24 protein-coding genes are annotated in these 25,511 nt (G+C 66.9%); 10 read left to right on the top strand and 14 right to left on the bottom strand.

Translation table 11 applies throughout. From position 1 onward, the window contains the following. Positions 1–7 precede the first annotated feature (7 nt). From ACZK3J_RS19805 to ACZK3J_RS19775, 7 genes are all read right to left on the bottom strand, one after another. Positions 8–1,360: a sensor histidine kinase gene (locus ACZK3J_RS19805; protein WP_049399192.1), complete on the bottom strand. Its 1,353-nt coding sequence runs from the start codon at positions 1,358–1,360 to the stop codon at positions 8–10. Next, the gene (locus tag ACZK3J_RS19800) at positions 1,357–2,703 is read right to left on the bottom strand and encodes a sigma-54-dependent transcriptional regulator (RefSeq protein WP_134951580.1); all 1,347 of its coding nucleotides are present in this window, start codon (positions 2,701–2,703) and stop codon (positions 1,357–1,359) included. The genes ACZK3J_RS19805 and ACZK3J_RS19800 overlap by 4 nt, the downstream gene beginning before the upstream one ends. Positions 2,704–2,826: 123 nt before the next feature. Further along, positions 2,827–3,204: a PDZ domain-containing protein gene (locus ACZK3J_RS19795; RefSeq protein WP_177179520.1), complete on the bottom strand. Its 378-nt coding sequence runs from the start codon at positions 3,202–3,204 to the stop codon at positions 2,827–2,829. A 16-nt stretch (positions 3,205–3,220) separates the two neighbouring features. After that, positions 3,221–4,438 (bottom strand): ABC transporter permease, encoded by a 1,218-nt coding sequence (locus ACZK3J_RS19790; protein ID WP_049399196.1) that lies wholly within the window; start codon positions 4,436–4,438, stop codon positions 3,221–3,223. A gap of 20 nt (positions 4,439–4,458) precedes the next feature. Continuing rightward, on the bottom strand, positions 4,459–5,757 hold the full coding sequence (locus ACZK3J_RS19785; protein WP_121504340.1) for an ABC transporter permease: 1,299 nt from the start codon (positions 5,755–5,757) through the stop codon (positions 4,459–4,461). A gap of 10 nt (positions 5,758–5,767) precedes the next feature. After that, positions 5,768–6,493, bottom strand: coding sequence for an ABC transporter ATP-binding protein (locus tag ACZK3J_RS19780; protein WP_032129038.1), 726 nt, complete (start codon positions 6,491–6,493; stop codon positions 5,768–5,770). A 35-nt stretch (positions 6,494–6,528) separates the two neighbouring features. Next, complete coding sequence (locus ACZK3J_RS19775; protein WP_049399200.1) at positions 6,529–7,806, bottom strand: efflux RND transporter periplasmic adaptor subunit; 1,278 nt, start codon at positions 7,804–7,806, stop codon at positions 6,529–6,531. Between the two features lie 203 nt (positions 7,807–8,009). On the opposite strand from ACZK3J_RS19775, the gene glmS reads away from it, so the two are divergent. Beyond that, positions 8,010–9,848, top strand: a complete 1,839-nt coding sequence (glmS, locus tag ACZK3J_RS19770; protein WP_049399202.1) for a glutamine--fructose-6-phosphate transaminase (isomerizing) — start codon at positions 8,010–8,012, stop codon at positions 9,846–9,848. A gap of 447 nt (positions 9,849–10,295) precedes the next feature. Continuing rightward, on the top strand, positions 10,296–10,727 hold the full coding sequence (locus ACZK3J_RS19765) for a CBS domain-containing protein (RefSeq protein WP_010481344.1): 432 nt from the start codon (positions 10,296–10,298) through the stop codon (positions 10,725–10,727). 67 nt (positions 10,728–10,794) lie between these two features. Here ACZK3J_RS19765 and ACZK3J_RS19760 read toward each other — a convergent pair whose 3' ends face one another. Continuing rightward, a complete protein-coding gene (locus tag ACZK3J_RS19760; RefSeq protein WP_414577243.1) occupies positions 10,795–11,223 on the bottom strand; it encodes a VOC family protein in 429 nt (142 codons plus the stop codon). An 89-nt stretch (positions 11,224–11,312) separates the two neighbouring features. Then, a complete protein-coding gene (gene gloA / locus ACZK3J_RS19755; RefSeq protein WP_049460883.1) occupies positions 11,313–11,828 on the bottom strand; it encodes a lactoylglutathione lyase in 516 nt (171 codons plus the stop codon). A gap of 125 nt (positions 11,829–11,953) precedes the next feature. Between gloA and ACZK3J_RS19750 the strand changes: the two genes are divergently transcribed. Continuing rightward, positions 11,954–13,066: a PLP-dependent cysteine synthase family protein gene (locus ACZK3J_RS19750; RefSeq protein WP_049460884.1), complete on the top strand. Its 1,113-nt coding sequence runs from the start codon at positions 11,954–11,956 to the stop codon at positions 13,064–13,066. 58 nt (positions 13,067–13,124) lie between these two features. Here the strand turns inward: ACZK3J_RS19750 and ACZK3J_RS19745 are convergent, their stop codons facing one another. Continuing rightward, positions 13,125–13,529 (bottom strand): hypothetical protein, encoded by a 405-nt coding sequence (locus tag ACZK3J_RS19745; RefSeq protein WP_049460886.1) that lies wholly within the window; start codon positions 13,527–13,529, stop codon positions 13,125–13,127. 165 nt (positions 13,530–13,694) lie between these two features. On the opposite strand from ACZK3J_RS19745, the gene ACZK3J_RS19740 reads away from it, so the two are divergent. Then, positions 13,695–15,725, top strand: coding sequence for a M3 family metallopeptidase (locus tag ACZK3J_RS19740; RefSeq protein WP_049460888.1), 2,031 nt, complete (start codon positions 13,695–13,697; stop codon positions 15,723–15,725). A 168-nt stretch (positions 15,726–15,893) separates the two neighbouring features. Here ACZK3J_RS19740 and ACZK3J_RS19735 read toward each other — a convergent pair whose 3' ends face one another. Beyond that, on the bottom strand, positions 15,894–16,697 hold the full coding sequence (locus tag ACZK3J_RS19735; RefSeq protein ID WP_277778297.1) for an SDR family oxidoreductase: 804 nt from the start codon (positions 16,695–16,697) through the stop codon (positions 15,894–15,896). Then, positions 16,694–17,260, bottom strand: a complete 567-nt coding sequence (locus ACZK3J_RS19730; protein WP_032129027.1) for a DUF1415 domain-containing protein — start codon at positions 17,258–17,260, stop codon at positions 16,694–16,696. Before ACZK3J_RS19730 ends, ACZK3J_RS19735 begins: the two co-directional genes overlap by 4 nt. Before the next feature lie 193 nt (positions 17,261–17,453). Here ACZK3J_RS19730 and ACZK3J_RS19725 point away from each other — a divergent pair, with 193 nt between their 5' ends. The 3 genes from ACZK3J_RS19725 (at position 17,454) to ACZK3J_RS19715 (ending at position 21,324) form a co-directional block, all read left to right on the top strand. Beyond that, positions 17,454–18,920, top strand: a complete 1,467-nt coding sequence (locus ACZK3J_RS19725) for a benzaldehyde dehydrogenase (protein WP_478476199.1) — start codon at positions 17,454–17,456, stop codon at positions 18,918–18,920. A gap of 17 nt (positions 18,921–18,937) precedes the next feature. Continuing rightward, entirely contained in the window at positions 18,938–20,065 is a 1,128-nt protein-coding gene (locus ACZK3J_RS19720) for an NAD(P)-dependent alcohol dehydrogenase (RefSeq protein ID WP_049460891.1), read from the top strand. A gap of 164 nt (positions 20,066–20,229) precedes the next feature. Beyond that, positions 20,230–21,324, top strand: a complete 1,095-nt coding sequence (locus ACZK3J_RS19715) for a helix-turn-helix domain-containing protein (RefSeq protein ID WP_238380432.1) — start codon at positions 20,230–20,232, stop codon at positions 21,322–21,324. 35 nt (positions 21,325–21,359) lie between these two features. Here the strand turns inward: ACZK3J_RS19715 and ACZK3J_RS19710 are convergent, their stop codons facing one another. Further along, positions 21,360–21,842 carry a YajQ family cyclic di-GMP-binding protein gene (locus tag ACZK3J_RS19710; protein ID WP_006471121.1) on the bottom strand — a complete coding sequence of 161 codons (483 nt, stop codon included), beginning with the start codon at positions 21,840–21,842 and terminating at the stop codon, positions 21,360–21,362. 116 nt (positions 21,843–21,958) lie between these two features. Between ACZK3J_RS19710 and ACZK3J_RS19705 the strand changes: the two genes are divergently transcribed. The 3 genes from ACZK3J_RS19705 (at position 21,959) to ACZK3J_RS19695 (ending at position 24,749) form a co-directional block, all read left to right on the top strand. Then, positions 21,959–22,855 (top strand): DMT family transporter, encoded by an 897-nt coding sequence (locus ACZK3J_RS19705; RefSeq protein WP_049399222.1) that lies wholly within the window; start codon positions 21,959–21,961, stop codon positions 22,853–22,855. Positions 22,856–23,055: 200 nt separating this feature from the next. Then, on the top strand, positions 23,056–24,063 hold the full coding sequence (locus ACZK3J_RS19700) for a methionine ABC transporter ATP-binding protein (RefSeq protein ID WP_049463219.1): 1,008 nt from the start codon (positions 23,056–23,058) through the stop codon (positions 24,061–24,063). After that, positions 24,060–24,749 carry a methionine ABC transporter permease gene (locus ACZK3J_RS19695; protein ID WP_032129021.1) on the top strand — a complete coding sequence of 230 codons (690 nt, stop codon included), beginning with the start codon at positions 24,060–24,062 and terminating at the stop codon, positions 24,747–24,749. Before ACZK3J_RS19700 ends, ACZK3J_RS19695 begins: the two co-directional genes overlap by 4 nt. A gap of 122 nt (positions 24,750–24,871) precedes the next feature. Here ACZK3J_RS19695 and ACZK3J_RS19690 read toward each other — a convergent pair whose 3' ends face one another. Then, a complete protein-coding gene (locus tag ACZK3J_RS19690; RefSeq protein WP_010481371.1) occupies positions 24,872–25,474 on the bottom strand; it encodes a lipocalin family protein in 603 nt (200 codons plus the stop codon). Positions 25,475–25,511: the final 37 nt, after the last annotated feature.

Here is a 25,511-nt window from a genome sequence, read left to right as displayed (position 1 = left end):
TACCCGCTCAACCCACCGGCAACAGGATCGACACGCACAACCCGCCATCGCCGCGATTCTGCAGTGATACCCGGCCGCCATGCGCTTCCACGATCTCGCGGGTCAAGGCCAAGCCCAGCCCGGTGCCATTGCGCTTGGTCGAATAGAACGGCATCAGCGCATTCTGCAGCACCTGCTCGTTCATGCCCTTGCCGCGATCCAGTACGTCCAGGCGCAGCCACTGCGGCAGCCGCGTGAGTTGCACCTGTACGTCGTCGTTGGGCGGTTCTGCTTCGGCGCAGGCTTCGTGCGCGTTCTTCAACAGGTTCAGCAGTGCCTGCCCGAACTGGGCGATGTCGATGCGGCTGCTCAGTTCCTCGTCCGGCTCACGTTCCATGCCGAACGGGATCTGCTGGCGCAGGCTGGACAGGAAGGGGGCCCAGTGCACGGTCTGCAACTGCGGTTGCGGCAGCTTGGCAAAGCGCGCATAGCCGCGGATGAAGCCTTCCAGGTGGCGTGCACGATCCTCGATGGTGGTGAAGATCTCCGGCAGCCGGTCAAAGCGCTCACGCTGCACCAGTACACCGCCGGAGTGGGCCAGCGAGGCAATCGGTGCCAGCGAGTTGTTGAGCTCGTGGCTGATCACCCGGATCACCTTCTTCCAGGTCTGTACTTCCTGGCGGCGCAGCTCGGCGGTCAGCAGGCGCACCAGCAGCAGGTCGTGCGGACGACCATTGAGCTGGAAGGCGCGGCGCGAGAGGTGGTACACCTGCTCGTCGTCCTCATCGCCGTCCTCGCCCTCGGCATGCACCGCGAACAGGCTGTCGCCACCGCGGGCGATGGCATCGCGCAGCTCCACCGGCACCTGTTCCAGCACGTCCTCCAAGCGCTGGCCTTCCAGCTTCCAGCCACCATGCAGCAGCTTGCGCGCAGCCAGATTGGAGAACACCACGCGGGCGATGCCATCACCGCCCGAGGCGATCAGCAGCATCGCCACCGGCGTGTTCTGCACCATCGTGTCCAGCAGAAGTTCGCGTTGCACCAGGCCCTGCCGCTGTGCACGCAGCACATCGCCCAGTTCGCGGTGTGCCTGCACCAGGTCGCCGAGCTCGTCATTGCCGGGCCAGTGCACGCCGAAGTTGTATTCGCCGTCGCGATAGCTGCTGGTGGTGCCCGCCAGGGCCCGCATCAGTGACCGCACCGGGGCGGTAGCGCGACGCAGGGTCCACCACATCAGCGACAGCAGGATCAACGCCGACACCGTGGTCACCACCCAGCCATGGTCCATCCAGTAGGCCAGCAGCCACGGCAACGCGGCGGCCAGCGCCAGCACCGGCAGCAGGCGCAGGAACAGGCGGAAAGTGAACGAGCGCCGTTTCATTCGCGCGGGATACCGTGGCGGTCCATGCGCCGGTACAGCGCCTGGCGGCTCAGGCCGAGTTCGGCGGCGGCCTGGGCGATGACGCCATGGTTGCGCGCCAGTACCTCCTCGATGCGCGCGCGGTCGGGGTCATTGCCCGCACTGGGGGCCGGGCGCGGTGCGGCGGCTGCACGCGGCAGGTTGAGATCGGCCACTTCAATTCGGTTGCCGGTGGCCAGCAGTTCGGCGCGCTGGATCACGTTGCGCAGTTCGCGCACGTTGCCTGGCCACGGGTGCCGCTGCAGGGCGGCGGTGGCGGCGCTGGACAGGCGCTTGCCAGCGGTCAGGAAGCGCTCGGCCAGCGGCACGATGTCGCCCGGGCGATCGGCCAGCGGCGGCAGCACCAGTTCCACCGTGTTGAGGCGGTAATAGAGGTCTTCGCGGAAGGTGCCGTCGCGGATCATCGCCGGCAGGTCGGCATTGGTCGCGCTGACCACGCGGACCTTGACCTGGCGTTCGCGGTTGGAGCCCAGGCGCTCGAAGCGGCCGGTTTCCAGCACACGCAGCAGCTTCATCTGCCCGCCCAGCGACAGGTTGCCGATCTCATCCAGGAACAGGGTGCCACCATCGGCGGCCTCGAACTTGCCTTCGCGCGCCTTGTTGGCGCCGGTATACGCACCGGCCTCGGCACCGAACAGTTCGGCCTCGATCAGTTCCGAGGGCAGCGCGCCACAGTTGACCGCCACGAATGGACCCTTGGCCACCAGGGAATTGGCCTGGATGATCTGCGCGATCTTCTCCTTGCCGGCACCGTTCGCGCCGGTGATCAGTACCGGCAGTTCCGAGCGTGCGACCTGGCAGGCCAGGGCGATGACGCGCTCGCTGGCGGGGTCGGCGAAGACCGCGCCGCACAGGTCGTACTTCTCTTCCAGCGCATTGCGCTGGCGCAGTTCACGGCTGCGGCGCCGGTCCAGTTCGCGGCGCGCCTCGGACAGTTCCAGCAGGTTGTTGACCGTGGTCATCAGCTTGCGGTCGTCCCAGGGCTTGGCCAGGTAGTCGGCCGCACCGGCCTTGACCAGATCCACCGCGCTGCTGAGGTGGGTCCAGGCGGTCAGCAGGATCACCGGCAGATCGGGATGGCGCGCGCGGATCTGCGCGAACAGGGCCTCGCCTTCTTCGCCGGAGGTGGTGTCCTCGCTGAAGTTCATGTCCTGGATCACCAGGTCGACCGGCTGCGACTCCAGCAGGGCCAGCCCTTCGGACGGGCTCTGCGCCTGCAGGGTGTCGATGTCGTGCAGGGAGAACAGCACGTCCAGCGCGGTACCCACGCTGGCGTTGTCGTCGATGATCAGGATCGCAGGCATCAAGCGGTTCTGCAGAAAGGGATGGGCGGCGCCGTTGGAGCCGTTCGTGTCCACGCACCGGGAGAGCCCGGCGCCACCCATCAAGCATAGCCAAACCCGTGGCTGTGCAGGAGCGGCCCTCGCTCAGCGCCGGGGAGGCACCGGGGGCCGTGGCGGCGCGGGTGGCGGCGGCACCTCCAGCGCCTGGCGCCAGGCTGCGGCGTCGACCGCCACCGTCAGTTCGCGCTTGTCGCGGCGCAGCAACAGATAGGCGGTGGCTGCGTTGGAATGACGCAGGGCCTCGGCAAGGTGTTCGACCCGGCGCACCGCCGTGTCGTCCACGCGCAGGATGCGATCGCCACTGCGCACGCCGAAGCGCATTTCCGGGCTGGCGGCCTCCACGCGCACCTGGCCCTCCGTTGAGCGCAAGGACAACCGCGCGGCATCCTGGCGCCACTCCAGTGTCTGCGCACTGCCACCGCCGGCCAGCGCCGGCAATGGCAGGAGCAGCATCAGGCACATCGCGCGGGCACGCATCTCACGCGCCCCGCGTGGCGACCGCAGGCGGCACCGCTGCCGCACGCCGCGCCGGCCCGAACACGGCGATCTGGCCCAGCACCCACAGCAGCAGTGCACCCAGCGGCAGGTAGTACAGCGGCATGCGCGGCAGCTCGTACAGGTTCATCAGCGCCAGGTTGATGGCGTAGGCCGCCAGCATGCCCAGCACGATGCCCAGCGTGGCCAGCAGGAAGTTCTCGGTCTGGAAGTAGCGCAGGATCTGCCCGCGGGTCGCGCCCAGCGCACGGCGGATGCCGATCTGCTTGCTGCGCTGCTGCACCCAGAAGCTGGCCAGGCCGATGATGCCCAGCGCGGTGACCACCAGCAGCGAGATGCTGACGGTGATCAGCAGGCCGACCATCGCGCGGTCGTTCTTGAAGAAGTCCTTGCGCTGGTCTTCATAGGTCAGCTTGTCGCGCATCAGCCGGTTGGGGTCGTTGCGTTCCAGCGCGGCGGCACCGGCATCGAGTACTTCCTTGCGGCGTTCCGGCGAAGTGCGCAGTACATACGTGCCACCTTCGTCGAAGGTGCGCCGCATGGGCAGCAGCATCGAGTTGGTCCAGTTGTCATTCCAGCCGTTGGGCGTGCTGAGCGTGTCGACGATGCCGACCACATGCAGCGGCTGCTTGCCCATGTAGTAGGTCTTGCCCAGCGCACTGCCATTGGGTTCCATCTTGGCGGCGGTGGCCTGGGTGAGGATGACCGGGATCGCGTTCTCCTTTGCGCCGCCCTTGCTGGCGTCTTCGAAGTTCTGGTACTCGTCGGGCAGGAAATCGCGGCCTGCGATCAGGTTGATGCCCATCGTGGCCAGCCCGTTCTCGGACAGGGTGTACATCGAGGCGTTGGTGGTCGGCCGTTCCTGGTCGATCACACGCGAAATGCTGCTGCTGGAGGAGCCGTTGCGGAAGGGGACCTGGTTGATGATGGTGACGTTGCTGACGCCGGGAATCGCGCGCAGCGATGCCAGGTCCTCGCGGGTGCGGGCCATGGCGTCGGTCTGCTTGCCGATGCCGCTGACGCGCAGCATGACCAGTTCGCTCTCGGCGATGCCGCTGGGCATGCTGATCTTCTCCACGCGCTGGCTGACCAGGAACAGCGCGTTGCAGACGATGGCGCAGGTCAGTGCGACTTCCAGCACGATCAGGGCAGCGGCGGTCTTGTGCCGGCGCAGCGTGCTGAGGATGGGGCGGATGTCCATGGGAGTCCTCGTTCGGGTGCTTACTGCGACTTGAGCTGGATGGCCGGGGTGACCTGCATGGCGCGCCAGGCGGGCAGGAACCCGGCGGCAAGACTGGCGAGCAGGGTCAGGCCCAGCGCGAGCAGCAGCATGTTGCCGTCCAGGTGGGCCAGCTTTGCGTATTCCACCGGTTGCTGGCGCACCGCGAACAGGCCAAGCAGGGCCAGGCCGATACCCAGCACGCCACCGACCACGCCGACCGCACCGGCTTCCACCAGGCACTGCAGGAAGATCTGGCCACGGCTGGCACCGAGGGCGCGGCGCACGCCGATCTCACCACTGCGGCGCAGGAACTTGGCCAGCAGCAGGCCCACCGTGTTGACCAGGCAGACACCCAGGAAGCCCAGCGCCAGCCACAGCTGCAGGCGCACATCGCTGGGGACTGCGCCATTGAAGTCCAGCCATTCCATCACGGTGCGCAGGCGCACGTTCGGCGGATGTTTGAAGCGGCCGGCCTCGCGCTGCTGGGTCGAATAGTTCTCCAGGTAGCGGCGGTAGTCGGCGGCCTTGGCCGGGTCCATCTCCACCCAGTACTGCAGCCACGCGCACGGTGCGTTGAGCGAGTAGCTGTTGCCATCGGGATTCTCGCCGAAGCAGTTCATGTTGCCGTTGTTGCCCAGCTTCAGGTCGAAGGAGGTGGAGATCGGCAGCAGCAGGTCCTCGTTTTTGCCGTAGCTGCCCGTGGTCAGGTCGTAGAAGTGCGGCTCCGGACTCCATTCCTTCATCACGCCGACGATGCGGTAGCTCTGCCCTTCCATGCGCAGGTCGCGGCCCACGCTGTTGGCGCCCTGGTACAGCTTGTCATTGAGCGCCTTGGAGATGACCACCACGCGTGCACGGCCTTCATCGTCCTCGCGCGTCCAGGGGCGGCCGTACTGCATGGGCACCTCGAACATCGGGAAGAAGTCGGCCGAGGTCCAGCGGGTGTCGATGCTGAAGGGCTTGAGAGTGCTGTTGTCCGGTTCGATGGTACCGCCGCCGCCGCTCATCAGTGCCTGGCGCTCGCCCTTGGCCTCGCGCAGCAGGGCTTCACCGTCGAAGCGGGTCAGCTGGGTTTCCGGTTCCTCGCCAGCGACATAGGCGCCGGTCGCGGCATCAAGCTGCACATAGAACAGGCGGTCACTCTTGCCGGGGATCGGGTCACCGGACAGCACATGGAACACCGTCAGCGTGGTCATCGAGGCGCCGATGCCTAGCGCGATAGCAATCACCATCAACGCGGTCAGTACCTTGTTGCGGCGGAAGCTGCGCACCGCCAATCGGGCGTAGTAGGCGAACATGGTCGGGCCCTCACTCGTTGACGGCGACGATGTGGCGCGGCGGGGTGGCCAGCACCGGCTCGCGCACCAGGTCGGTCACCTGGCCATCGACGATGTGCACGTTGCGCTGCGCGCGCGCGGCCAGTTCCGGATCGTGGGTGACCATCACGATGGTGGTGCCGGCAGCGTTGATCTCCTCCAGCAGTTCCATCACGCCGCGGGCCATCTGTGTGTCCAGGTTGCCGGTCGGTTCGTCGGCCAGCAGCAGGCGCGGGCTGCCGGCCAGCGCACGCGCGATGGCCGCGCGCTGCTGCTGGCCACCCGACAGTTCATTCGGATAATGCTTCATGCGCGAGCCGAGGCCGACCTGGCTCAGCGCCTTCTCGATACGTTCGCGGCGCTCGTTGGCGCTCATCTTCCGATAGCGCAGCGGCACGTCGACGTTGTCGAACAGGTTCAGGTCGGGGATCAGGTTGAAGCCCTGGAAGATGAAACCGATCTTCTGGTTGCGCAGGCGGCTGCGGGCATCATCGCCCAGCGTGCTCACGTCCTGGCCGTCAAGCATGTAGGTGCCGCTGGTGAAGGTTTCCAGCAGGCCGGCGATATTGAGGAAGGTGGTCTTGCCGGAGCCTGACGGGCCGGTGACGGCGACGAACTCACCTTCCTTGACCTGCAGTTCCAGCGAGCGCAGTGCGTGGGTTTCCACCTGTTCGGTGCGGAAGACCTTGGCGACCGAACGCATTTCGAGCATGTACATGGGGTGTCCTCTCTCCAGGATTCAGGTATCAGGTATCAGTTGACGGAGACGCGTTCGGCGTCCTTGAACAGGTCGCTGCCAGAGACCACGATGCGGTCGCCCGGCTGCACACCCGACTTGATTTCCACTTCGCCCAGGCTGCTGACGCCCAGTTCCACCGGACGCCGCACTGCGGTGCGGCCATCCATCACGTAGGCGATGCCGTTGCCCTGTTCGACGAACGGGCCGCGCTCGACCTTCAGCACGTCCTTGCGGGTGTCGAGCAGCACGCGCACCGACATCCGCTGGCTCTGGCGCAGGCCTTCCGGCTGCGCGCTGGCGAAGCGCACGCGGGCGTTGACCTCGCCGTTGACCACTTCCGGCGACACCGCACTGATCTCGCCCGGGAACGGCTTGCCGTTGCCGCCGGTCAGCTGCGCCGGCATGCCGATCGCCAGGTCGCGAGCGAAGCTCTCCGGCACCTTGATCTCGACCTCGAACTTGGACAGGTCGACCACGCCCAGCACGGGCGCATTGGCGGCCAGGTTGGTGGACTGGACGGCCTGCACCTGGCCGACCTGGCCGTCGAACGGTGCGCGCAGGGTCAGCGCGTCCACCTGGCGCTGCACCTCGGCCACCACCGCCTTCTGGCGGTCGGCCAGCAGGCGCTTGTTGCGGGCGTCCAGGTCCGCGCCCTGGCTCTGCAGGCGGGCATCGGTGGTGGCGTTGGCCAGGGTGATATCGGCCTTCTTCAGCGAGTCCTTGGCCTTGGCCAGATCGATCTGCGGTACTGCACCGCCGTCGTAACCGCGCTGGTAGCGCTGCAGGTCGCGGTCGGCGGCCTGGCGCTCGATGGTGGCCTGGTCGGTTTCCTTGCGCGACTTGGCGCGGGCCAGGGTGGCGTCCAGCGCGGCGCGGCTGGCCTCGGCTTCCAGGCCGGCCAGGGTGGCCTGCTCCTGGGCCAGCTTGCTGCGCAGTTCCGGGCTGTCGATGACCGCCAGCTCCTGGTCCTTCTTGACCACGTCACCGGCAACGACTTTCAGGTCCACGGTACCGGCCGAGATGGCGTACAGGATCGGGCTGTTGGCGGCGATCACGCGGCCGTCGGCGGCGATGTCGCGGACCAGGTCACCGCGCTTCACTTCGGCGATGCGCACGCGGCTGCTGTCGTAGGAGCGGCTGGCGTTGGACCAGGCGTACACGGCCCAGCCGATGCCGGCCAGCAGCGCGATGGCGCCCAGTGCCGGCCAGCGGTAACGCTGCCAGTTGGCTCGGGTGGTGCCGGCCGGGGCGGAGGAAACGATCTGGTCCTGTGCGGAGGTGTCGCGGATCATCGGGTGCGTGCCTGACGGTGGTAGTGGGTACCAAGCACGTAGCGTGCCAACTTTATTTCCTTGTGGGTCAATGGGTTGGGAGGCACCCTGAAGTGTCCGGGTGTCCGCGGACACCTTTCCGGACACTTTCATTAAGCGGACAGGAGGGGGAGCGCGGGCCCGCAGGCTAGAATGCGGCGATCGTCTTCAAGGAAACGCGTGACATGTGTGGAATCGTGGGTGCGATCGCTGATCGCGACGTAGTGCCGGTGCTGATCGAAGGCCTGAAGCGCCTTGAGTACCGTGGTTACGATTCCTCGGGCATCGCGGTGATCGACCATGCCGAACGGCCGGATGTGCGCCGCGTGCGTCGTACCGGCCGTGTGTCGGAAATGGCCACTGCGGCCGAGGCCGAGGGCTTCAATGCAGTGCTGGGCATCGGCCACACCCGCTGGGCCACCCACGGTGGTGTCACCGAGGCCAACGCGCATCCGCACATCAGCCACGGCGTGGCACTGGTGCACAACGGCATCATTGAAAATCACGAGGAGCAGCGCGAGAAGCTGCGTGCCCTGGGTTACACCTTCGAGTCGCAGACCGACACCGAAGTCATCGCGCACCTGATCCATCACCACCTGAAGGACGGCGACGACCTGCTGGTGGCGCTGCAGCACACGGTGAAGGAGCTGACCGGCGCCTACGCGCTGGCCGTGGTCAGCCGCGCCGAGCCGGAACGCTTCGTGTGCGCGCGCATGGGCTGCCCGCTGTTGATCGGCCTGGGTGAGGGCGAGAACTTCGTGGCGTCCGACGTTTCGGCGGTGATCTCGGCCACCCGCAAGGTGATCTTCCTGGAAGAGGGCGACACCGCCGAAATCCGCCGCGACGGCGTGCGCATCTTCGATGAGCATGACCAGCCGATCGAGCGCGAGGTGCACCTGTCCGACGTATCGCTGGCATCGCTGGAGCTGGGCCCGTACCGCCACTTCATGCAGAAGGAAATCCACGAGCAGCCGCGCGCGCTGGGCGACACCATCGAGGCAGCGATCGACGCCGGTGGTTTCCCGGCCGAACTGTTCGGCAAGAATGCCGAGGCCGTGCTGTCAGGCATCGAAGGCGTGCAGATCATCGCCTGCGGCACCAGCTATTACGCCGGCCTGACCGCGCGCTACTGGATCGAAGCCATCGCCGGGCTGCCGTGCAGCGTGGAGATCGCCAGCGAGTACCGCTACCGCGCCGCGTATGCCAACCCGAAGCACCTGATCGTCACCATCTCCCAGTCCGGCGAAACGCTGGATACGATGGAAGCGCTGAAGTACGCCAAGTCGCTGGGCCACAAGCACACGCTGTCGATCTGCAATGTGCCGGAAAGCGCGATTCCGCGCGCCAGCGAGCTGGTCTGCTACACCCGTGCCGGCGCCGAGATCGGCGTGGCGTCGACCAAGGCCTTCACCACCCAGCTGGCCGCACTGTTCCAGCTGACCGTGGTGCTGGGCAAGCTGCATGGCCGCATCGACGCGGCGCAGGAAGCGGACTACCTGGAGCAGCTGCGCTTCCTGCCGGGCAGCGTGCAGCACGCGCTGAACATGGAGCCGCAGATCGCCGCCTGGGCCGAGCGTTTCGCCCGCAAGAGCAGCGCGCTGTTCCTGGGTCGTGGCCTGCATTACCCGATCGCGCTGGAAGGCGCGCTCAAGCTGAAGGAGATCTCCTATATCCACGCCGAGGCCTATCCGGCGGGCGAGCTGAAGCATGGCCCGCTGGCGCTGGTGGACGAGGACATGCCTGTAGTGGTGATCGCGCCCAACGACAGCCTGCTGGAGAAGGTGAAGTCGAACATGCAGGAAGTACGCGCGCGCGGCGGCGAGCTGTTCGTATTCGCCGACCAGGACAGCAATTTCAACGAGTCCGAAGGCGTGCATGTGATCCGTACGCCGCGCCATGCCGGCGTGCTCAGCCCGATCGTGCACACCATCCCGGTGCAGCTGCTGGCGTACCACACCGCACTGGCACGTGGCACCGACGTGGACAAGCCGCGCAACCTGGCCAAGAGCGTGACGGTGGAGTAACTCCGCCGGAACCGCTGGAAGCTGCATGCGAAAGGGGCCCCACGTGGGCCCCTTTCGTTTGCGCCGGTGGTCGTGCCAAGTGGGACAGCCGCCGGGTGTTCTGTCCGCCGTCGGCAGCAGGCAATCAATCTTTAATGCGCGGCATCGCCTGTATTCAGCGGCGGTTTCAGCCGCGGTGCCATTCTCTGGATCGTCAGTTGGTTCCCACGACGAACTGTCCTATCGATGCCGGTAGTGACCGATGGTCGCAGTCGTAGAATCGATTTGACCGAGGGCCGGGTTGAGCGGTTGAACCCACCTCGTTCGCGTTGCAGCACGTCGTCTGCCGATCCATTTCCACCGGCAGCCGGGTGCGCCAGACGTGCGCTGAAAGGTCTGTTCCCGGGGAGGGGGCGTATCGGAAGAGCACACTTTTTTGACTTCAGTGACCTGCACCAGGAAACAAGAATGAACGTCCGCGAACTCCTGCAATCCAAGAAAGAAGCTGTCATCACCATCGACGCCGAAGACACCATCGGTGCCGCCGCCCACAAGATGAGCGCGAACAAGATCGCTGCGCTGGTGGTGATGAAGGACGATGCCCCGGTCGGCATCATTTCCGAGAAGGACATCGTGCGCACCCTGGCCGACGACGGCCCGCAGGCCGGCCGTCGGGTGATTTCCAGCCTGCCGTCCACCGGCCTGGAAGGCATTGCGCCGGAAGCGACCCTGAAGCAGGCCATGTCGCTGATGACATACTCGCGGCGCCGTCATCTGATGGTCACCGAAGGCACCCGACTGGTTGGCATCCTCAGCCTGGGTGACATCGTGAAGAACCTGCTGGGCGAGCTGGAGCTGGAAAAGGCCGTGCTGCAGGACATCTACATGGCCGCCCACTGAGGGCTGGACCCTTGGATGCAGAGAAGCCGGGCATTGCCCGGCTTCTTCGTTCACGGCTTCGGTGATATCAGAAAGTGACCTTCACCGAATCGGCGCTGTAGTTCGCCGGACCGTGATAGACCACTTCGATGTTGTTGCCATCCGGATCGAGTACGAACGCGCCGTAGTAGCCCGGGTGGTAAGGGCGTTCGCCCGGCGCGCCGTTATCGGTGCCGCCGGCGGCGATCGCGGCGGTATGGAAGGCATCGACGGTGGCGCTGTCGCGCGCCTGGAATGCCAGGTGGTGGCGGCCGGTCAGCTGGCCGGCGGCGGCCTCGCTGGTGGCGCTGGAAATGAACAGCTCATCGGCCCAGAAGTAATCCTCGCCTTCGCCGGCGATCGGGATGCCGATCGTGTCGAACACCGCCTGGTAGAAGCGGCGGCTGGCGGTGAGGTCGCGTACGACCAGCTGGATGTGGTCGATCAGTCGTCCGCGGTGCAGTTCCATCGTTTCCATACGAACCTCGCAAAAAAGGGGACGGAGGGGATTAAGTCACTTCCAGCCAATAGTGCCAGAAACGACTTAATCCCCTCCGTCCCCTTTTGTCAGTTGGCGATGATCTCGACCCAGTAGCCGTCCGGGTCCTTGATGAAGGCCAGGTTCTTCATGCGGCCGTCGGTCAGGCGCTTCTGGAAGGTCACGCCCAGGTCCTCGAAGCGCTGGCAGGCGGCTTCGATGTCCGGCACGGACACGCAGATGTGGCCGAAGCCGCGCGGGTCGCTGTTGCCGTCGTGGTAGACCGCGCCGTCCTGGGCCTCGGTGCCATGGTTGTGGGTCAGTTCCAGCACGCCCGGCAGGCCGGCCATCCACACGCGGCGCTGGCTGTCGTCTTCCGGCACCACCGCGCCGGCCGGTACGTAGGCCAGGAAGTACAGGCTGAACTGGGCTTCGGCGAAGTCGCGCTTGTCGATCAGCTGGTAGCCCAGCACGCGGGTGTAGAAGTCCAGCGAGGCGGTGATGTCCTTCACCCGCAGCATGGTGTGGTTGAACACGAAGCCGGTGGTCTCGGCCGGAGCCTGGGCGGCGACGCCGGGGACATCGCGCAGGGCGGGGATGGTCATGGGGGAGGTCCTTCAGACAGGGCCGTTGCCGGCCGGATGTGGCCATTCTACCGGCTCTGAATTTGGCCATTCGCGACATACAATGGCCAGATAGCACCGTTCCGTCCTGATGACCATTGCCCGCCATGTCGCAGCGTGAATGGGTGGCCGCCGCCATCCGCAAGATCGAAGCCGATTTCAACCGTTCCGCCGATACCCACCTGATCCCGTTGGCGCTGGCCGGGTTCGCGGGCATCGATGTGTACCTGAAGGATGAATCGAGCCATCCCACCGGCAGCCTCAAGCACCGGCTGGCGCGCTCGCTGTTCCTGTATGCGTTGACCAACGGCTGGCTGCGCGAAGGGCGGCCGGTGATCGAGGCTTCCAGCGGGTCGACGGCAGTGTCCGAGGCCTATTTCGCGCGCCTGCTGGGGGTGCCGTTCATCGCGGTGATTCCGGCCACGACCTCGCCGGAGAAGATTGCCGCCATCGAATTCCACGGGGGCCGCTGCCACCTGGTCGAGCGCGCCTGCGAACTCAACGGTGAATCGGAGAAGCTGGCCCGCGAAACCGGTGGCCACTTCATGGACCAGTTCACCTATGCCGAGCGGGCGACCGACTGGCGCGCCAACAACAACATTGCCGAGTCCATCTTCAAGCAGATGGCCGAGGAGCCCAGCCCGGTTCCGGAATGGATCGTGTGCAGCCCCGGTACCGGCGGTACCGCAGCGACGCTGGGCCGCTATGTCAGCTACCGCCGGCATGACACCCGCATCCTTTGCGCGGACCCGGAAGTGTCGGTGTTCTTCGATGGCTATCAGGCTGCCGTGGCCGGCCAGCAGGACTGGCGCGGCCTGACCTGCAGCGGCGGTTCGCGCGTGGAAGGCATCGGCCGGCCGCGGGTGGAGCCGAGCTTCATCCCGACCAGCGTCGATGCGATGGTGAAGGTGCCCGACGCGCTGAGCCTGGCCGCGATGCGCCATGTCAGCCGCCAGCTCGGTCGACGCGTGGGTGGCTCCACCGGCACCAACTTCATCGGTGTGCTGCGGGCGGCGCAGTGGATGCGTGAGGCAGGCCACCAGGGCAGCATTGTCAGCATCCTGTGCGACAGTGGCGAGCGCTACGCGCAGAGCTACTACGACCCGGCGTGGTACGCGCGGCAGGGCATCGATGTCGACGGCGCCGATGCACAGCTGGCAGCGGCAGTGGCCGGGCAGGGGCTGCCGGAACTGCCGTGGTGCAGCCTGGAAGCGTTGTAGCCGGCCGGCATTTCCGCCGGGCGATGCCCGACGAGCGCAGCGGTGTGTCGTACCCCGATCAATACCCCGCCGCGGTGAACGCGTCCAGCACTGCATCTCGCAGCGCATCGGGCAAGGCCTCGATGTCCATCGCGCGATCATCCAGATGCAGGCTCGGGTCCAGGATGCTGGCACGGCCCTGGGCCAGCGCCTGCAGCCACAGCAGCACGCAGATCACGAACTCGCGCTCATGGCCCAGCCGCAGCTGGCTGGCGCCACGTTCGATCACCTCGAACGGGTACCACTCCTGGGCATCGTTGAACGTGCCGCCCTGCTGCAGCACTGCCTGCAGTTGATGCAGGTGACGCGGGGCGTCGTCGCCGGCATCGCACAATGCGGCGATCCAGGTCAGTTCGGCCGGGCTGGCGGACAATGCCAGTGACCGGGCCGGTGAGGCGGATGCAACTGCAGCCAGACCTTCCATGTAGGGCCTCGTTCGGTGCGTACCGCTGCGGACTCCCCCGCAGCCAGAGCTTCGATGCGTGACCGTAAGGCCGATGTGAATGCCGCGCCCCCTTGTCAGCCACGCCTGCCAGCGCCATATCTACCAAGCTGCCCGCCCGCCGGGCCCGTTCCCTGGAGATCTGCCGTGACCGTTGCCAACCCCCTGCTCGATTTTTCCGGCCTGCCGCGCTTCGAGGCGATCCGCCCCGAGCACGTGGCGCCGGCGCTGGACGTGCTGCTGGCCGAGGCCGAAGCCGCCGTCAGCACGGCCGAGCAGGTGCAGCCGGTGCGCTGGGAGACCTTCGTTGCCCCGCTGGATGACGCCACCGAGCGCCTGTGGCGCGCCTGGGGCCTGGTCGGCCACCTGCAGGGCGTGGTCAACACCCCGGAACTGCGCGAGGCCTACAACAGCAACCTGCCGCGGGTGACCCGCTTCGCCAGCGCGCTCAGCCAGAACCTGGCGTTGTACCGGCAGTACCAGACCCTGGCCGCCAGCACCGAGGCGGCGCGCTTCGACGAGGCCCAGCGCAAGGTGCTGGACAACACGCTGCGTGACTTCCGCCTCGGCGGCGCCGAGCTGGCGCCGGAGGCGCAGCAGCGCTTCGCGGCGATCAAGGAAGAACTGTCGGCGCTGTCGGCGAAGTTCTCGCAGAACGTTCTTGACGCTACCGATGCCTGGTCGCTGATCGTCGAGGACGAAGCGCGATTGAAGGGCCTGCCGGAAGACGTGAAGGCCGCCGCGCATGCCGCAGCACAGAAGGACGGCAAGTCTGGCTGGAAACTGACCCTGCAGATGCCGTGCTACCTGCCGGTGCAGACCTGGGGTGAGGACCGCGATCTGCGCGAGATCCTGTACCGTGCCAGCGCACAGCGTGCGTCCGAATTCGGCGATGACACGCTGGACAACAGCGGCAACATCGACCGCATCCTCGCCCTGCGCGCGGAACTCGCCGCACTGCTCGGCTTCGGTTCGTATGGTGATTATTCGGTGGCGACCAAGATGGCGCAGGACCCGGCCGAGGTGCTCGGTTTCCTGCGTGACCTGGCCTCGCGCGCCAAGCCGTTCGCGGCCAAGGACCGCGCCGAACTGGAGCAGTTCGCACGCGAGCAACTCGGCATCGACAGCCTGCAGGCCTGGGACCTGGCATTCGCCGCCGACCGCCTGAAGCAGGCGCGTTACAGCTATTCCGAACAGGAAGTGAAGCAGTACTTCACCGAACCGAAGGTGCTGGGCGGCCTGTTCTCGGTAATCGAGCAGCTGTACGGCCTGCGCGTGCAGGAGGACAGCGCGCCGGTGTGGCACGAGGATGTGCGCTTCTTCCGCCTGGTCGATGCGCAGGGCGGGCTGGTGGGCCAGTTCTACCTGGACCTGTACGCGCGCGAAGGCAAGCGCGGTGGCGCGTGGATGGATGATTGCCGTAACCGCCGCGAGCGTGCCGACGGCAGCGTGCAGACGCCGCTGGTCTACCTGGTGTGCAACTTCGGCCGAGGTGCCAATGGCAAGCCGGCCACCTTCAGCCACAATGAAGTGACCACCCTGTTCCATGAAATGGGCCACGGCCTGCATCAGCTGCTGACCCGCATCGGCGAACTGGGCGTGGCCGGCATCAACGGCGTGGAATGGGACGCGGTGGAGCTGCCCAGCCAGTTCATGGAGAACTTCTGCTGGGAATGGGAGCACCTGCAGGCGATGACCGCACATGTGGACAGTGGCGAGCCGCTGCCGCGCGCGCTGTACGAGCGCATGCTGGCTGCACGCAACTTCCACAGCGGCATGGCCACGGTGCGCCAGCTGGAGTTCGGCCTGTTCGACATGCTGCTGCACAGCCAGTTCGAACCGGCGCAGGACAGCGTGCTGGCACTGCTCGACCGCGTGCGTGCGGAAGTGGCGGTGAACCACCCGCCGGTCTGGAACCGCTTCCCGCATCAGTTCAGCCACATCTTCGCCGGCGGCTACGCAGCCGGTTACTACAGCTACAAGTGGGCCGAGGTGCTGAGCGCCGATGCCTATGCGGCGTTCGAGGAGGCGCCGCAGGCGCTGGCTGAAACCGGCGCGCGCTTCCGCGAAGAGATCCTGTCGCGCGGTGGCAGCCGCCCGGCGGCGGAGAACTTCAAGGCCTTCCGCGGCCGCGCGCCTCAGATCGACGCGCTGCTGCGCCACTCGGGCATGGCGTAAGGTGTTTGGTAGGTGCCAACCTTGGTTGGCACGTTACCGCTATCCACGCATGGCGTGGATCTACCGGAATGTTCGGACATGGCGTAACGCCTTGGTAGGCGCCAACCTTGGTTGGCGAAAAGCCCAGGCCAACCAAGGTTGGCCTCTACCGGGCGTCGCGCCTTGGGGTCATTCGGCGTAGATCATCTTCCGGGTCATGCCGCCGTCCACGATGAAGTCCTGGCCGGTGGTGAAACCGGACAGCGACGACAGCAGGTACACCGCCAGTGCACCGATGTCTTCGGGGCGGCCGACCCGGCCGACCGGGTGTTGCGCATGGTCGATGGCTGAGTATTCCGGCGCGTGGCGCCGTGAGGGTGCCTGCCACGCAGTGGTGCCGATCCAGCCGGGGCTGATGCTGTTCACCCGCACCGCCGGGCCGGCGCTGATCGCAAGTGCATGGGTGAAGGCCACCAGCCCACCCTTGGCTGCCGCGTAGGCTTCGCTGTGTGCTTCGGATTGCCAGGCGCGGGTGGAGGCGATGTTGATGATCGCACCGGCGGCGCTGGCGATCAGTGCTGGCAACGTGTGCTTGCTGCACAGGAATGCACCGTGCAGTGACGACAGCCGGCGCTGCCACTCGTCCCAGTCCATATCCTGCAACCCTGTGCCGTGTGGACCGGCGATGCCCGCGTTGTTCACCAGTCCGTCGATACGGCCGAAACGCTGCAGGGCCACGGCGATGAAGTCGCGCACGCTCGCTTCGTCGGTGATGTCCAGGCGCTGGAACGCGGCATCCTCGCCGCGCTGCCATTCCGCCAGACACGCTTCTCCGGCCTCCACGTCCAGGTCGCCGATCAGCACGCGTCCACCGGCACCAAGTACGGCCTGGGCAATACCACGGCCGATGCCGTTGGCACCGCCGGTGACCAGCACAACCTTGCCCGACAGTGGCGCGGCCGGCCATGCGGCGATCGGCGGCACCGTGCTCACGTCAGGTCTTCGCCGCGCAGGCGGCGATGCCAGCCGTCCACACCGATGCGGTCCAGGGTCTGGATGTTGCGCTCGACGATCACGTCCGGGTCCGGATAGACATCCACCGCGCGTGCCACGCTGTCTTCGCGCAGCAGGTGCAGGGTGGGGAAGGGTGCGCGGTTGGTGTAGTTGCTGGCGTCGTCCGCGGCCACGCCATCGAACTGGTAGTCCGGGTGGAAGCTGGCCACCTGCAGGATGCCCTGCAGGTCCAGTGCCTCGATCGCCGCATCGGCGTTGTCGAGGAAATCGTTGTAGTCGAGGAAATCGGTCAGCACCTGCGGATGCACGATCAGCGTCGTGTCGATCTGCTCGGCCGGCGTATCGCGCAGCAGCACCAGCTCCTCGGCCAGCTGTTCAACCAGCGCTTCCGGCGTGGTCGCATCGCTGAGCACGATGCGGACCTGGTCCTTCACGTACACCGCCTTGGCGAACGGGCACAGGTTCAGGCCGATGACGATGCGCTCCAGCCACAGGCGGGTGGCGGCGATCGGGTCATCGGTGGGCAGGTGTGAATCGGTCATGGCGGGCACGTGGGCTGGCGGGGCCGCCATTGTAGGCAGTGTGCCGGTGCTGCGCTGTCCACTGTGCAGGAACTGGACAGTGGCGAAGCTGGAAATTCCTGAAGATTCAAACCGTTGCGCGCTACCGATGGATGGCCGATTGCCAGTCCGGGGCGACGGGCGTGGAATGGATGCACGAAACAGGAGGACACCCATGACTGCATCTTCCCCGTGGCTGCCGGACGCCCTCTGGGCCGGCGCCTTCTTTGATGGCCACTGGCAGGCTGCCCCGCAACGGCACCCGGTGATTGAACCGGCCACTGGCCGGGAGCTGGGCGAGATCGGCCTGGCCGATCCGGCGCAGATCGCGCGTTCGGCGGCTGCCGCGGCACAGGCGCAACAGGCTTGGGCGGCGGCGCCCTACGAACAGCGTGCCGACGTGCTGCGCAAGGCCGCGCGTCTGGCCGAAGAGAACATCGACACCCTGGTCGAGTGGCTGGTGCACGAAAGCGGCTCGACCCGCCTGAAGGCCGGCTTCGAGGCCAAGGTGACGATCAAGGCGCTGCACGAGGCCGCCGCACTGCCGTCGCGCAGCACGGGTGAGATCCTGCCCTCCGAGCCGGGCAAGCTGAATCTGGCGCGGCGCCGCCCGCTGGGTGTGGTCGGGGTCATTTCGCCGTTCAACTTCCCGCTCTACCTGGCGATGCGTGCGGTGGCCCCGGCGATCGCGCTGGGCAACGCTGTGGTTCTCAAGCCGGACCCGCGTACGGCAGTGTGTGGTGGCGCGGTGATCGCGCGCCTGTTCGAGCAGGCGGGCCTGCCGGCAGGCGTGCTGCACATGCTGCCCGGCGATGGCGCGGCCGGGGCCGCGCTGACCAGTGACCCGCACGTGGCGATGATCCAGTTCACCGGTTCCACCGCCGCCGGGCGCAAGGTCGGCGAAGCGGCGGGCAAGCACCTGAAAAAGGTTTCGCTGGAGTTGGGTGGCAAGAATTCGTTGATCATCCTGGACGATGCGGACCTGGACCTGGCGGTGGCCAACACCGCGTGGGGCGTCTACCTGCACCAGGGCCAGATCTGCATGGCGACCGGCCGCGTGCTGGTGCACCGGAAGATCCATGACACGTTCCTGCAGAAACTGGTGGCCAAGGCCAACGCGCTGAAGGTAGGCGACCCGGCACGTGAGGACGTGGCGATCGGCCCGCTGATCAATGCCGGCCAGCGCGACCATGCTGCACGCGTGGTCGAGCAGGCGGTGCAGGCCGGTGCCACGCTGGAAGCGGGCGGCACGCACCGGGAGCTGTTCTTCGCACCCACCGTGCTCGGCAACGTTGCGGCCGACAATCCGGCCTTCAGCGAGGAAATCTTCGCGCCGGTAGCGGTGGTGGTGCCGTTCGACGATGACGACGAAGCCGTGCGCCTGGCCAACGACAGCGAGTACGGGCTGTCGATGGCGATCGTGTCCAGCAACGTCGGCCGCGCGCTGAAGATCGGCGAGCGCCTGCGTACCGGTCTGCTGCACATCAACGACCAGACCGTGAATGACGAGGTGATCAACCCCTTCGGCGGCGTCGGCGCGTCCGGCAACGGCACCAGCATCGGTGGCCCGGCCAACGGCGAGGAGTTCACCCAGTGGCAGTGGTTGACCGTCAAGGGCGAAGCGCCCGCATACCCGATCTGATCGAAGGAGCCATCACGATGAACGACAACAACGCAACGCGTGAGATCACCGCCGCCGTGGTACGCGGCAAGGAGCAGCCCTTCGTCATCGAGCAGGCGACGCTGCGCGGTCCGCAGGACGACGAGGTGCTGGTGAAGGTGGTGGCCACCGGCCTGTGCCATACCGACCTGATCGTGCGCGATCAGTACTATCCGGTGCCGCTGCCGGCGGTGCTGGGCCATGAGGGGGCGGGCATCGTCGAAGCGGTTGGCCCGAACGTGCGCGACCTCAAGGCGGGGGATCACGTGGTGCTGACCTACGGCGCCTGTGGTCACTGCAATCCCTGCCGGGGTGGACACGGTGCTTACTGCAGGGATTTCTTCGCCCTGAACTTCGGTGGCGATGATGGCCACGGCCATACCGCGATCACCGATGCGCAGGGCCAGCCGCTGCACGATCATTTCTTCGCCCAGTCCTCGTTTGCCACCTACGCGCTGGCCCGCGAGATCAATGCGATCAAGGTGCCTGATGACGCACCACTGGAACTGCTGGGCCCGTTGGGGTGCGGCATCCAGACCGGTGCCGGTGCGGTGCTCAACTCGCTGCAGGTGCGGTCGGGCAGCAGCTTTGCAAGCTATGGTGCCGGTGCGGTGGGCCTGAGCGCGGTGATGGCGGCCAGGGTGGCCGGGGCCACCACCATCATTGCCATCGACGTGGTGCCTTCGCGCCTGGAGCTTGCTCTGGAGCTGGGGGCCACCCACGTGGTCAACAGCCGGGAGACCGATGTGGTCGAGGCGGTGCGTGCGATCACGGGTGGGGGTGCTGACTTCGCGCTGGAATCGACCGGTCGTCCGGACGTGCTGTCCGCTGGCGTCGAGGCGCTGGGTGGGCTGGGCATGATGGGCGTGGTCGGTGCGCCGAAGCTGGGCACCACCGCCAGTTTCGATGTGAACAACCTGCTGCTCGGCGGTCGCAGCATCCGCGGCATCGTCGAGGGCGACAGTGTGCCGCAGGTGTTCATTCCGCAGCTGGTGACCCTGTTCCAGCAGGGACGCTTTCCGTTCGACAAACTGGTGAAGTTCTATCCGCTGGACCAGATCAACCAGGCCGCCGAAGACAGTACCCGTGGCATTACCCTGAAGCCGGTGCTGCGCATCGCGGCGTAGTTTCCCTTGTTGGTAGTGCCGGCCGCCGGCCGGCCCGGGGGGCAGATCCGTTTTCCAGAAGATAACGGCTCTGCCCCTTTGTTTGAACGCGTCTTGAAACGGAAACGCTCCGTTGCCGAGACGTAACATGGCGTTGCCGCTGGCGGGTGTACGCTGCGTCCATGATGGCCACGACAGTCGGGCAGCAACAACTGGTGGCGGCACGTGCCGCTTTCGCCGACGGCGATGCGCGCTCATTGGGCGTGTTGCCGCTGCCGCTACAGCAGTCATGGCTGCGTTCGCGCGCGGCGGGCCTGCAGCCGGGGCAGGAGCCGGACTATCGGCCGCTGCTGGGCGATGGCCGCCATCTGTCCCATCCCGATGACCGGCGCCTGGCGCGTTGCGTGCAGCCGGAGCTGGAACAGCTCTGGGCGGCCTTCGGTGGGCGTGGCTGGACGATGTTCTGCGCCAACCGCGACGGCATGGTGATCGCGCAGCAGGCCCACGGGCTGGAAGATGCTCCCTTGCTGCGGCCGATCCAGGTCGGGCGACAGCTGGGCGAGACCGAGATCGGCACCACCGCGCCAGCGGTCAGCCTGGCCGACGATGTGCCGGCACTGGTGCGCGGCAACGAACACTACCTGCAGCGGTTCGCGCCGGTGTTCTGCCTGAGCGAGCCACTGCACGATCTCGACGGTCGGGTCTGCGGAGTGATCGACATCACCGGTCTTGGCGAGCGCGATCCCGCGCTGCTGCAGGGCTATTTCCGGCAGGCTGCGCTGGCCAGCGAAAATCGCTTGTTCCACAGCCTCACTGACGTGCACCTGCTGGCCGTGCAACATGATCCGCGCTGGCTGGCGTCACCGCTGCAGGGGCTGCTGGCGGTGCAGGAGGATGGCCAGCTGCGTGCAGCCAACCGCGTTGCACGGCGCCTGCTGGGCCTGCCACGGCGCGGGCCGTTGCCGCTGCTGGGTCTGGAAGCGCTGTTTGCCGGTGCCAGTGCGGCGCAACGGCGTCGGCTGCTGCAACCGGGCGCAGCGCATCGGGTCCGGCTGGGCGAGGGCAGTGCGGTCTACCTGCAGCGTCTGCAGGGGCCGCGGGGCGCGACGCACCGGTCTACTGTGCGAAGCACCCCGGCAGATCCAGGCGCGCCGCTGCTGCGTGACCAGCAGCGTGAGGCCGCGCGTCGCGCGGCCCTGGCCGCTGACGGCAACCTCAGCCTGGCCGCACGCCAGTTGGGAATCTCGCGTACCACGCTGTACAAGCTGCTGCGCGATTGACCGCGTAGTCCACCGGGCAGGGCCTGGCGGGGGCATCAGTCGCGGAAGTTGTTGAACTGCAGCGGCAGCTCGAACTTGCCGGCCTTGAGTACGGCGATGGCGTCCTGCAGATCGTCGCGCTTCTTGCCCTGCACGCGCAGCTTGTCGCCGTTGATCTGGCTTTCCACCTTCAGCTTGGCGTCCTTCAGTGCCGCCGCGATCTTCTTGGCGATCTTCTGCTCGATGCCCTGCTTGACGGTGATCTTCTGCCGGGCCTGGGCCAGGTTGGTTTCGATGTCGCCGAACTCCAGGCTGAGCACGTCGATGCCGCGCGCGGCCAGGCGTGCGCGCAGGATGTCGTTCATCTGCTTGAGCTGGAACTCGGTCGGCGCCGTCTGATTGATGACATCGCCATCGCGTTCAAACTTGGCGTCCACGCCCTTGAAGTCGAAGCGGGTGGCCAGTTCGCGGTTGGCCTGGTCGATGGCGTTGGTCAGCTCGTGGGTGTCGACTTCGGACACGACGTCGAAGGAGGGCATGGGCGATGCTCCGCAGGATTCAGTGGTGGCCATTCTATCGCGCCGGCCCGCATGCCCGCTTTGTAGAGTCGAGCAAGCTCGACTCTACAAACCGGTGCTGTCGGCGATAATGGGCCATGAACGTGCAACGCTCTCCCTCGCGTGCGGTGGCCTGGATGGTCGCTGCGGTCGCCTGTTTCTCGCTGATGGATGCTGGCATGAAGCAGCTGTCGGCCAGCTATCCGACCCTGGAAGTGACCTTCCTGCGTGGTGCGGCTTCGTTGCCGTTCGTGCTGGTCTGGGTGCTGGTCAGCGCCGGCCCGCGCTCGCTGATCCCGCGCCGCTGGGGCCTGCACCTGCTGCGTGGTGGGCTGGGCATGGCGATGATCGGCTGCTTCGTGTTCGCCCTGCGTGACCTGCCGCTGTCCACCGCCTACACCATCTATTTCGTTGCCCCACTGCTGATCGCCGCGCTGTCGGTGCCGTTGCTGGGTGAGCGGGTTGGCCCGCGGCGCTGGGTGGCCATCGGCATCGGCCTGGTCGGCGTGCTGGTGGTGCTGCGGCCGGGCGTGGACGGCTTCATTTCGGTGCCGGGGCTGATGGTGCTGGCCGCGGCCACTGCGTATGCCGTGGCGGCGATCACGGTCAGCCTGCTCACCCGCACCGATACCTCGCAGTCGATGGTGGTCTGGTTCCTGGTGATCATGGCCATCGGTGCCGGCCTGCTGGCCCTTCCCGGCTGGGTGCCACTGCAGCTGGCGCATGCGCCGCTGATCGCCGGCATGGGTCTGGCTGGGGCGCTGGGCCAGATTGCCCTGACCAAGGCGTTCCAGCTGGGCGAGGCCTCGATGATCGCGCCGCTGGAGTACAGCGGCCTGGTCTGGGTGATCGGCTGGGATCTGGCCTTCTGGGGCCAGCTGCCGGACAGCTATACCTGGGTGGGCGCGGCGATCATCGTCGCCTCGGGGCTGTACCTGCTGCACCGTGAGCGGGTGAACCGGCAGGAACCGCCGAAGCCGCTGGATCATCCCTGAGCCGGGGTAGTGCCGGCCGCTGGCCGGCAACTCCTTGCCCCGGAGGAACCGCTGCAGGTGCCGGCCAGCGGCCGACACTACCGGGCGCGGGCGACTTAGAACCAAAAGGAATAACATTCTGGCCCATGGCGCGGGCGCGCGACCGCCTGCGCTGGTAGGCTGCACGCCCCCTTCCGTCACCCAGCCGGTGAGCCACGCCCGTGATCGAGTTCCAGCGCCTGCACAAATCCTATGCCGTTGCCGGCCGCGCAGTCAGCGCGCTGCAGCCGCTGGACCTGACCATCGAGGCCGGTGAGGTATTCGGCATCATCGGCCATTCCGGCGCCGGCAAGTCGACCCTGATCCGCATGATCAACCGCCTGGAAGAGCCCAGCGGTGGTCGCCTGCTGATCGGTGGCGAGGATGTCACCGGACTGGATGCGGACGGCCTGCGCGCGCTGCGCCGGCGCATCGGCATGATCTTCCAGCACTTCAACCTGTTGTCTTCGCGCACGGTGGCCGGCAACGTTGCCTTCCCGCTGGAGCTGGCGGGCACGCCGAAGGCGGAGATCGATGCACGCGTGGCCGAGCTGCTGCAGACCGTGGGCCTGGAGGCGCACGCGCAGAAGTACCCCGCACAGCTGTCCGGTGGGCAGAAGCAGCGCGTCGGCATCGCCCGTGCGCTGGCGACACGCCCGCAGATCCTGCTGTGCGACGAGGCCACCAGTGCGCTGGACCCGCAGACCACCGCCTCGGTGTTGTCGCTGCTGTCGAAGATCAATCGCGAGCTGGGCCTGACCATCGTGCTGATCACCCACGAGATGGATGTGATCCGCCGTGTCTGCGACCGTGTCGCCGTGCTCGACGCCGGCCAGATGGTCGAGACCGGGCCGGTCACCCGGGTGTTCCTGCATCCGCAGCACCCGACCACGCGCCGTTTCGTCAGCGAATCGGAGCACGTGGATGAAGGCGCGCTGCATCGTGATTTCGATGCCGTCGGTGGCCGCATCGTGCGGCTGACCTTCCTCGGCGGAGACACCTACGAACCCCTGCTCGGCAGTGTCGCGCGGGAGACCGGGGTCGACTACAACATCCTGTCCGGCCGTATCGACCGGATCAAGGACACCCCGTATGGCCAGCTGGTGGTCGCCCTGGTGGGCGGTGACCAGTCCGCCGCGCAGGCCGCGTTCGTGGCTGCCGGCGTGCACGTTGAGGAGCTGCGTCGATGATCATCGCCACTGCCGGCGGATTCTTCCGCCACCTGGATGCGGGCAAGTGGGCCGACATCGGCCAGGCCACCATCGACACCCTGCTGATGCTGCTCGGTTCGCTGCCGCTGACCCTGGCCATCGGCCTGCCGCTGGGCGTGCTGCTGTACCTGTTCGGCGCGCCGCAGATGAAGCGCCGTCCGTTCGCCTACGGCGTGCTGGCGCTGGTGGTGAACCTGCTGCGCTCGGTGCCTTTCATCATCCTGATGATCGTGCTGATCCCGGTCACCCTGTTCCTGATGGGGACGTCGCTGGGGGTACGCGGTGCGATCGTGCCGCTGGTGATCGGTGCCGCGCCGTTCTACGCGCGCCTGGTCGAAACCGCACTGCGCGAAGTGGACCGTGGCGTGATCGAAGCGACCCAGTCGATGGGTGCCACCACCTGGCAGCTGGTCACCCGCGTGCTGCTGCCCGAGGCGCGCCCCGGCCTGATCGCCGGTGCGACGGTCACCACCGTGGCGCTGATCGGTTTCACCGCGATGGGCGGCGCGATTGGTTCCGGCGGCCTTGGTGACCTGGCGTTCCGCGATGGCTACCAGCGTTCGCACACCGACGTGGCCCTGGTTACCGTGGTCTTGCTGTTGGTTCTGGTGCAGCTGCTGCAGATGCTCGGCGACCGCCTGGTCGCGCATTACAGCCGCAAATGACGAGGCGCCGGGGCGCTGCCCCCGGCGTCGCCCGGTGCATCGCGGCAGCCGGCCAGCGGCCGGCTCTACCCCATTGCCTGGAAACGGTAGTGCCGGCCGCTGGCCGGCAATCCCACCTGCAATCAACGCACGTTCGGTACTTCGTAGCCCAGCTTGCCGACCTGCTCCGGGTGCTGCGGCACGCGCTTGAGCTTGTCGGTGTTCACGCCGTACTCGTCACGCAGGCGCTCGGCCAGCTCCTTGTACAGGGCTTTGTCCATGTCCGGCGTACGCGAGAAGATCCAGGCCATTTCGCGGCCCGGGTAGCCGATCAGTGCCCACGAGTAATCCGGCGCTACTTCCAGCACCCTCGAATGGGTGGGCACGACACGGTAGAACCAGGTGCGCCAGCCGTGGTTGCCACTGTCCGGGTCGACGCTGGCGCGGGCACGCACTTCCTGCAGCGGTTCGCCGAAGCCATCACGGTAGCGGTAGGTGATGCCGACCTTGTGCGCGTCGCGCAACTCGTACTCGTTGACGCTGGCGACATGGCCACGTTCGATGAAGTTCGGCACGCGGCCGATCACATACCAGGTGCCCATGAAGCGCTTCAGGTCGATCGGTGCGTCCAGGGCAGCCGCACCAGAGGCGCTGGTACGGGGCGACGGCGGCTCACTGGCGGCCACGGCGGGGCCGGCCAGGGAAAGGGCCAGCAGCGCGGCGCAGAGCGGGCGGATCGAAGTCATGCGGGAGCGGGCTCCAGTGGGCTTGCACGCGCATGGT

The organism is Stenotrophomonas sp. 86428_Sma (assembly GCF_056481585.1).
Note: the sequence above shows the minus strand (reverse complement) of the source record. Positions and strands in the feature narration are given on the sequence as shown.

Coding starts and splice junctions, on each gene's coding strand:
- ACZK3J_RS19705 (WP_049399222.1), top strand. CDS start 21,959: ATGAACGTGCAACGCTCTCCCTCGCGTGCGGTGGCCTGGATGGTCGCT.
- ACZK3J_RS19775 (WP_049399200.1), bottom strand. CDS start 7,806: ATGATCCGCGACACCTCCGCACAGGACCAGATCGTTTCCTCCGCCCCG.
- ACZK3J_RS19800 (WP_134951580.1), bottom strand. CDS start 2,703: ATGCCTGCGATCCTGATCATCGACGACAACGCCAGCGTGGGTACCGCG.
- ACZK3J_RS19730 (WP_032129027.1), bottom strand. CDS start 17,260: ATGACCGATTCACACCTGCCCACCGATGACCCGATCGCCGCCACCCGC.
- ACZK3J_RS19695 (WP_032129021.1), top strand. CDS start 24,060: ATGATCATCGCCACTGCCGGCGGATTCTTCCGCCACCTGGATGCGGGC.
- ACZK3J_RS19690 (WP_010481371.1), bottom strand. CDS start 25,474: ATGACTTCGATCCGCCCGCTCTGCGCCGCGCTGCTGGCCCTTTCCCTG.
- ACZK3J_RS19795 (WP_177179520.1), bottom strand. CDS start 3,204: ATGTGCCTGATGCTGCTCCTGCCATTGCCGGCGCTGGCCGGCGGTGGC.
- ACZK3J_RS19710 (WP_006471121.1), bottom strand. CDS start 21,842: ATGCCCTCCTTCGACGTCGTGTCCGAAGTCGACACCCACGAGCTGACC.
- ACZK3J_RS19765 (WP_010481344.1), top strand. CDS start 10,296: ATGAACGTCCGCGAACTCCTGCAATCCAAGAAAGAAGCTGTCATCACC.
- ACZK3J_RS19785 (WP_121504340.1), bottom strand. CDS start 5,757: ATGTTCGCCTACTACGCCCGATTGGCGGTGCGCAGCTTCCGCCGCAAC.
- ACZK3J_RS19715 (WP_238380432.1), top strand. CDS start 20,230: ATGGCCACGACAGTCGGGCAGCAACAACTGGTGGCGGCACGTGCCGCT.
- glmS (WP_049399202.1), top strand. CDS start 8,010: ATGTGTGGAATCGTGGGTGCGATCGCTGATCGCGACGTAGTGCCGGTG.
- ACZK3J_RS19805 (WP_049399192.1), bottom strand. CDS start 1,360: ATGAAACGGCGCTCGTTCACTTTCCGCCTGTTCCTGCGCCTGCTGCCG.
- ACZK3J_RS19760 (WP_414577243.1), bottom strand. CDS start 11,223: ATGGAAACGATGGAACTGCACCGCGGACGACTGATCGACCACATCCAG.
- ACZK3J_RS19725 (WP_478476199.1), top strand. CDS start 17,454: ATGACTGCATCTTCCCCGTGGCTGCCGGACGCCCTCTGGGCCGGCGCC.
- ACZK3J_RS19780 (WP_032129038.1), bottom strand. CDS start 6,493: ATGTACATGCTCGAAATGCGTTCGGTCGCCAAGGTCTTCCGCACCGAA.
- ACZK3J_RS19750 (WP_049460884.1), top strand. CDS start 11,954: ATGTCGCAGCGTGAATGGGTGGCCGCCGCCATCCGCAAGATCGAAGCC.
- gloA (WP_049460883.1), bottom strand. CDS start 11,828: ATGACCATCCCCGCCCTGCGCGATGTCCCCGGCGTCGCCGCCCAGGCT.
- ACZK3J_RS19790 (WP_049399196.1), bottom strand. CDS start 4,438: ATGGACATCCGCCCCATCCTCAGCACGCTGCGCCGGCACAAGACCGCC.
- ACZK3J_RS19745 (WP_049460886.1), bottom strand. CDS start 13,529: ATGGAAGGTCTGGCTGCAGTTGCATCCGCCTCACCGGCCCGGTCACTG.
- ACZK3J_RS19720 (WP_049460891.1), top strand. CDS start 18,938: ATGAACGACAACAACGCAACGCGTGAGATCACCGCCGCCGTGGTACGC.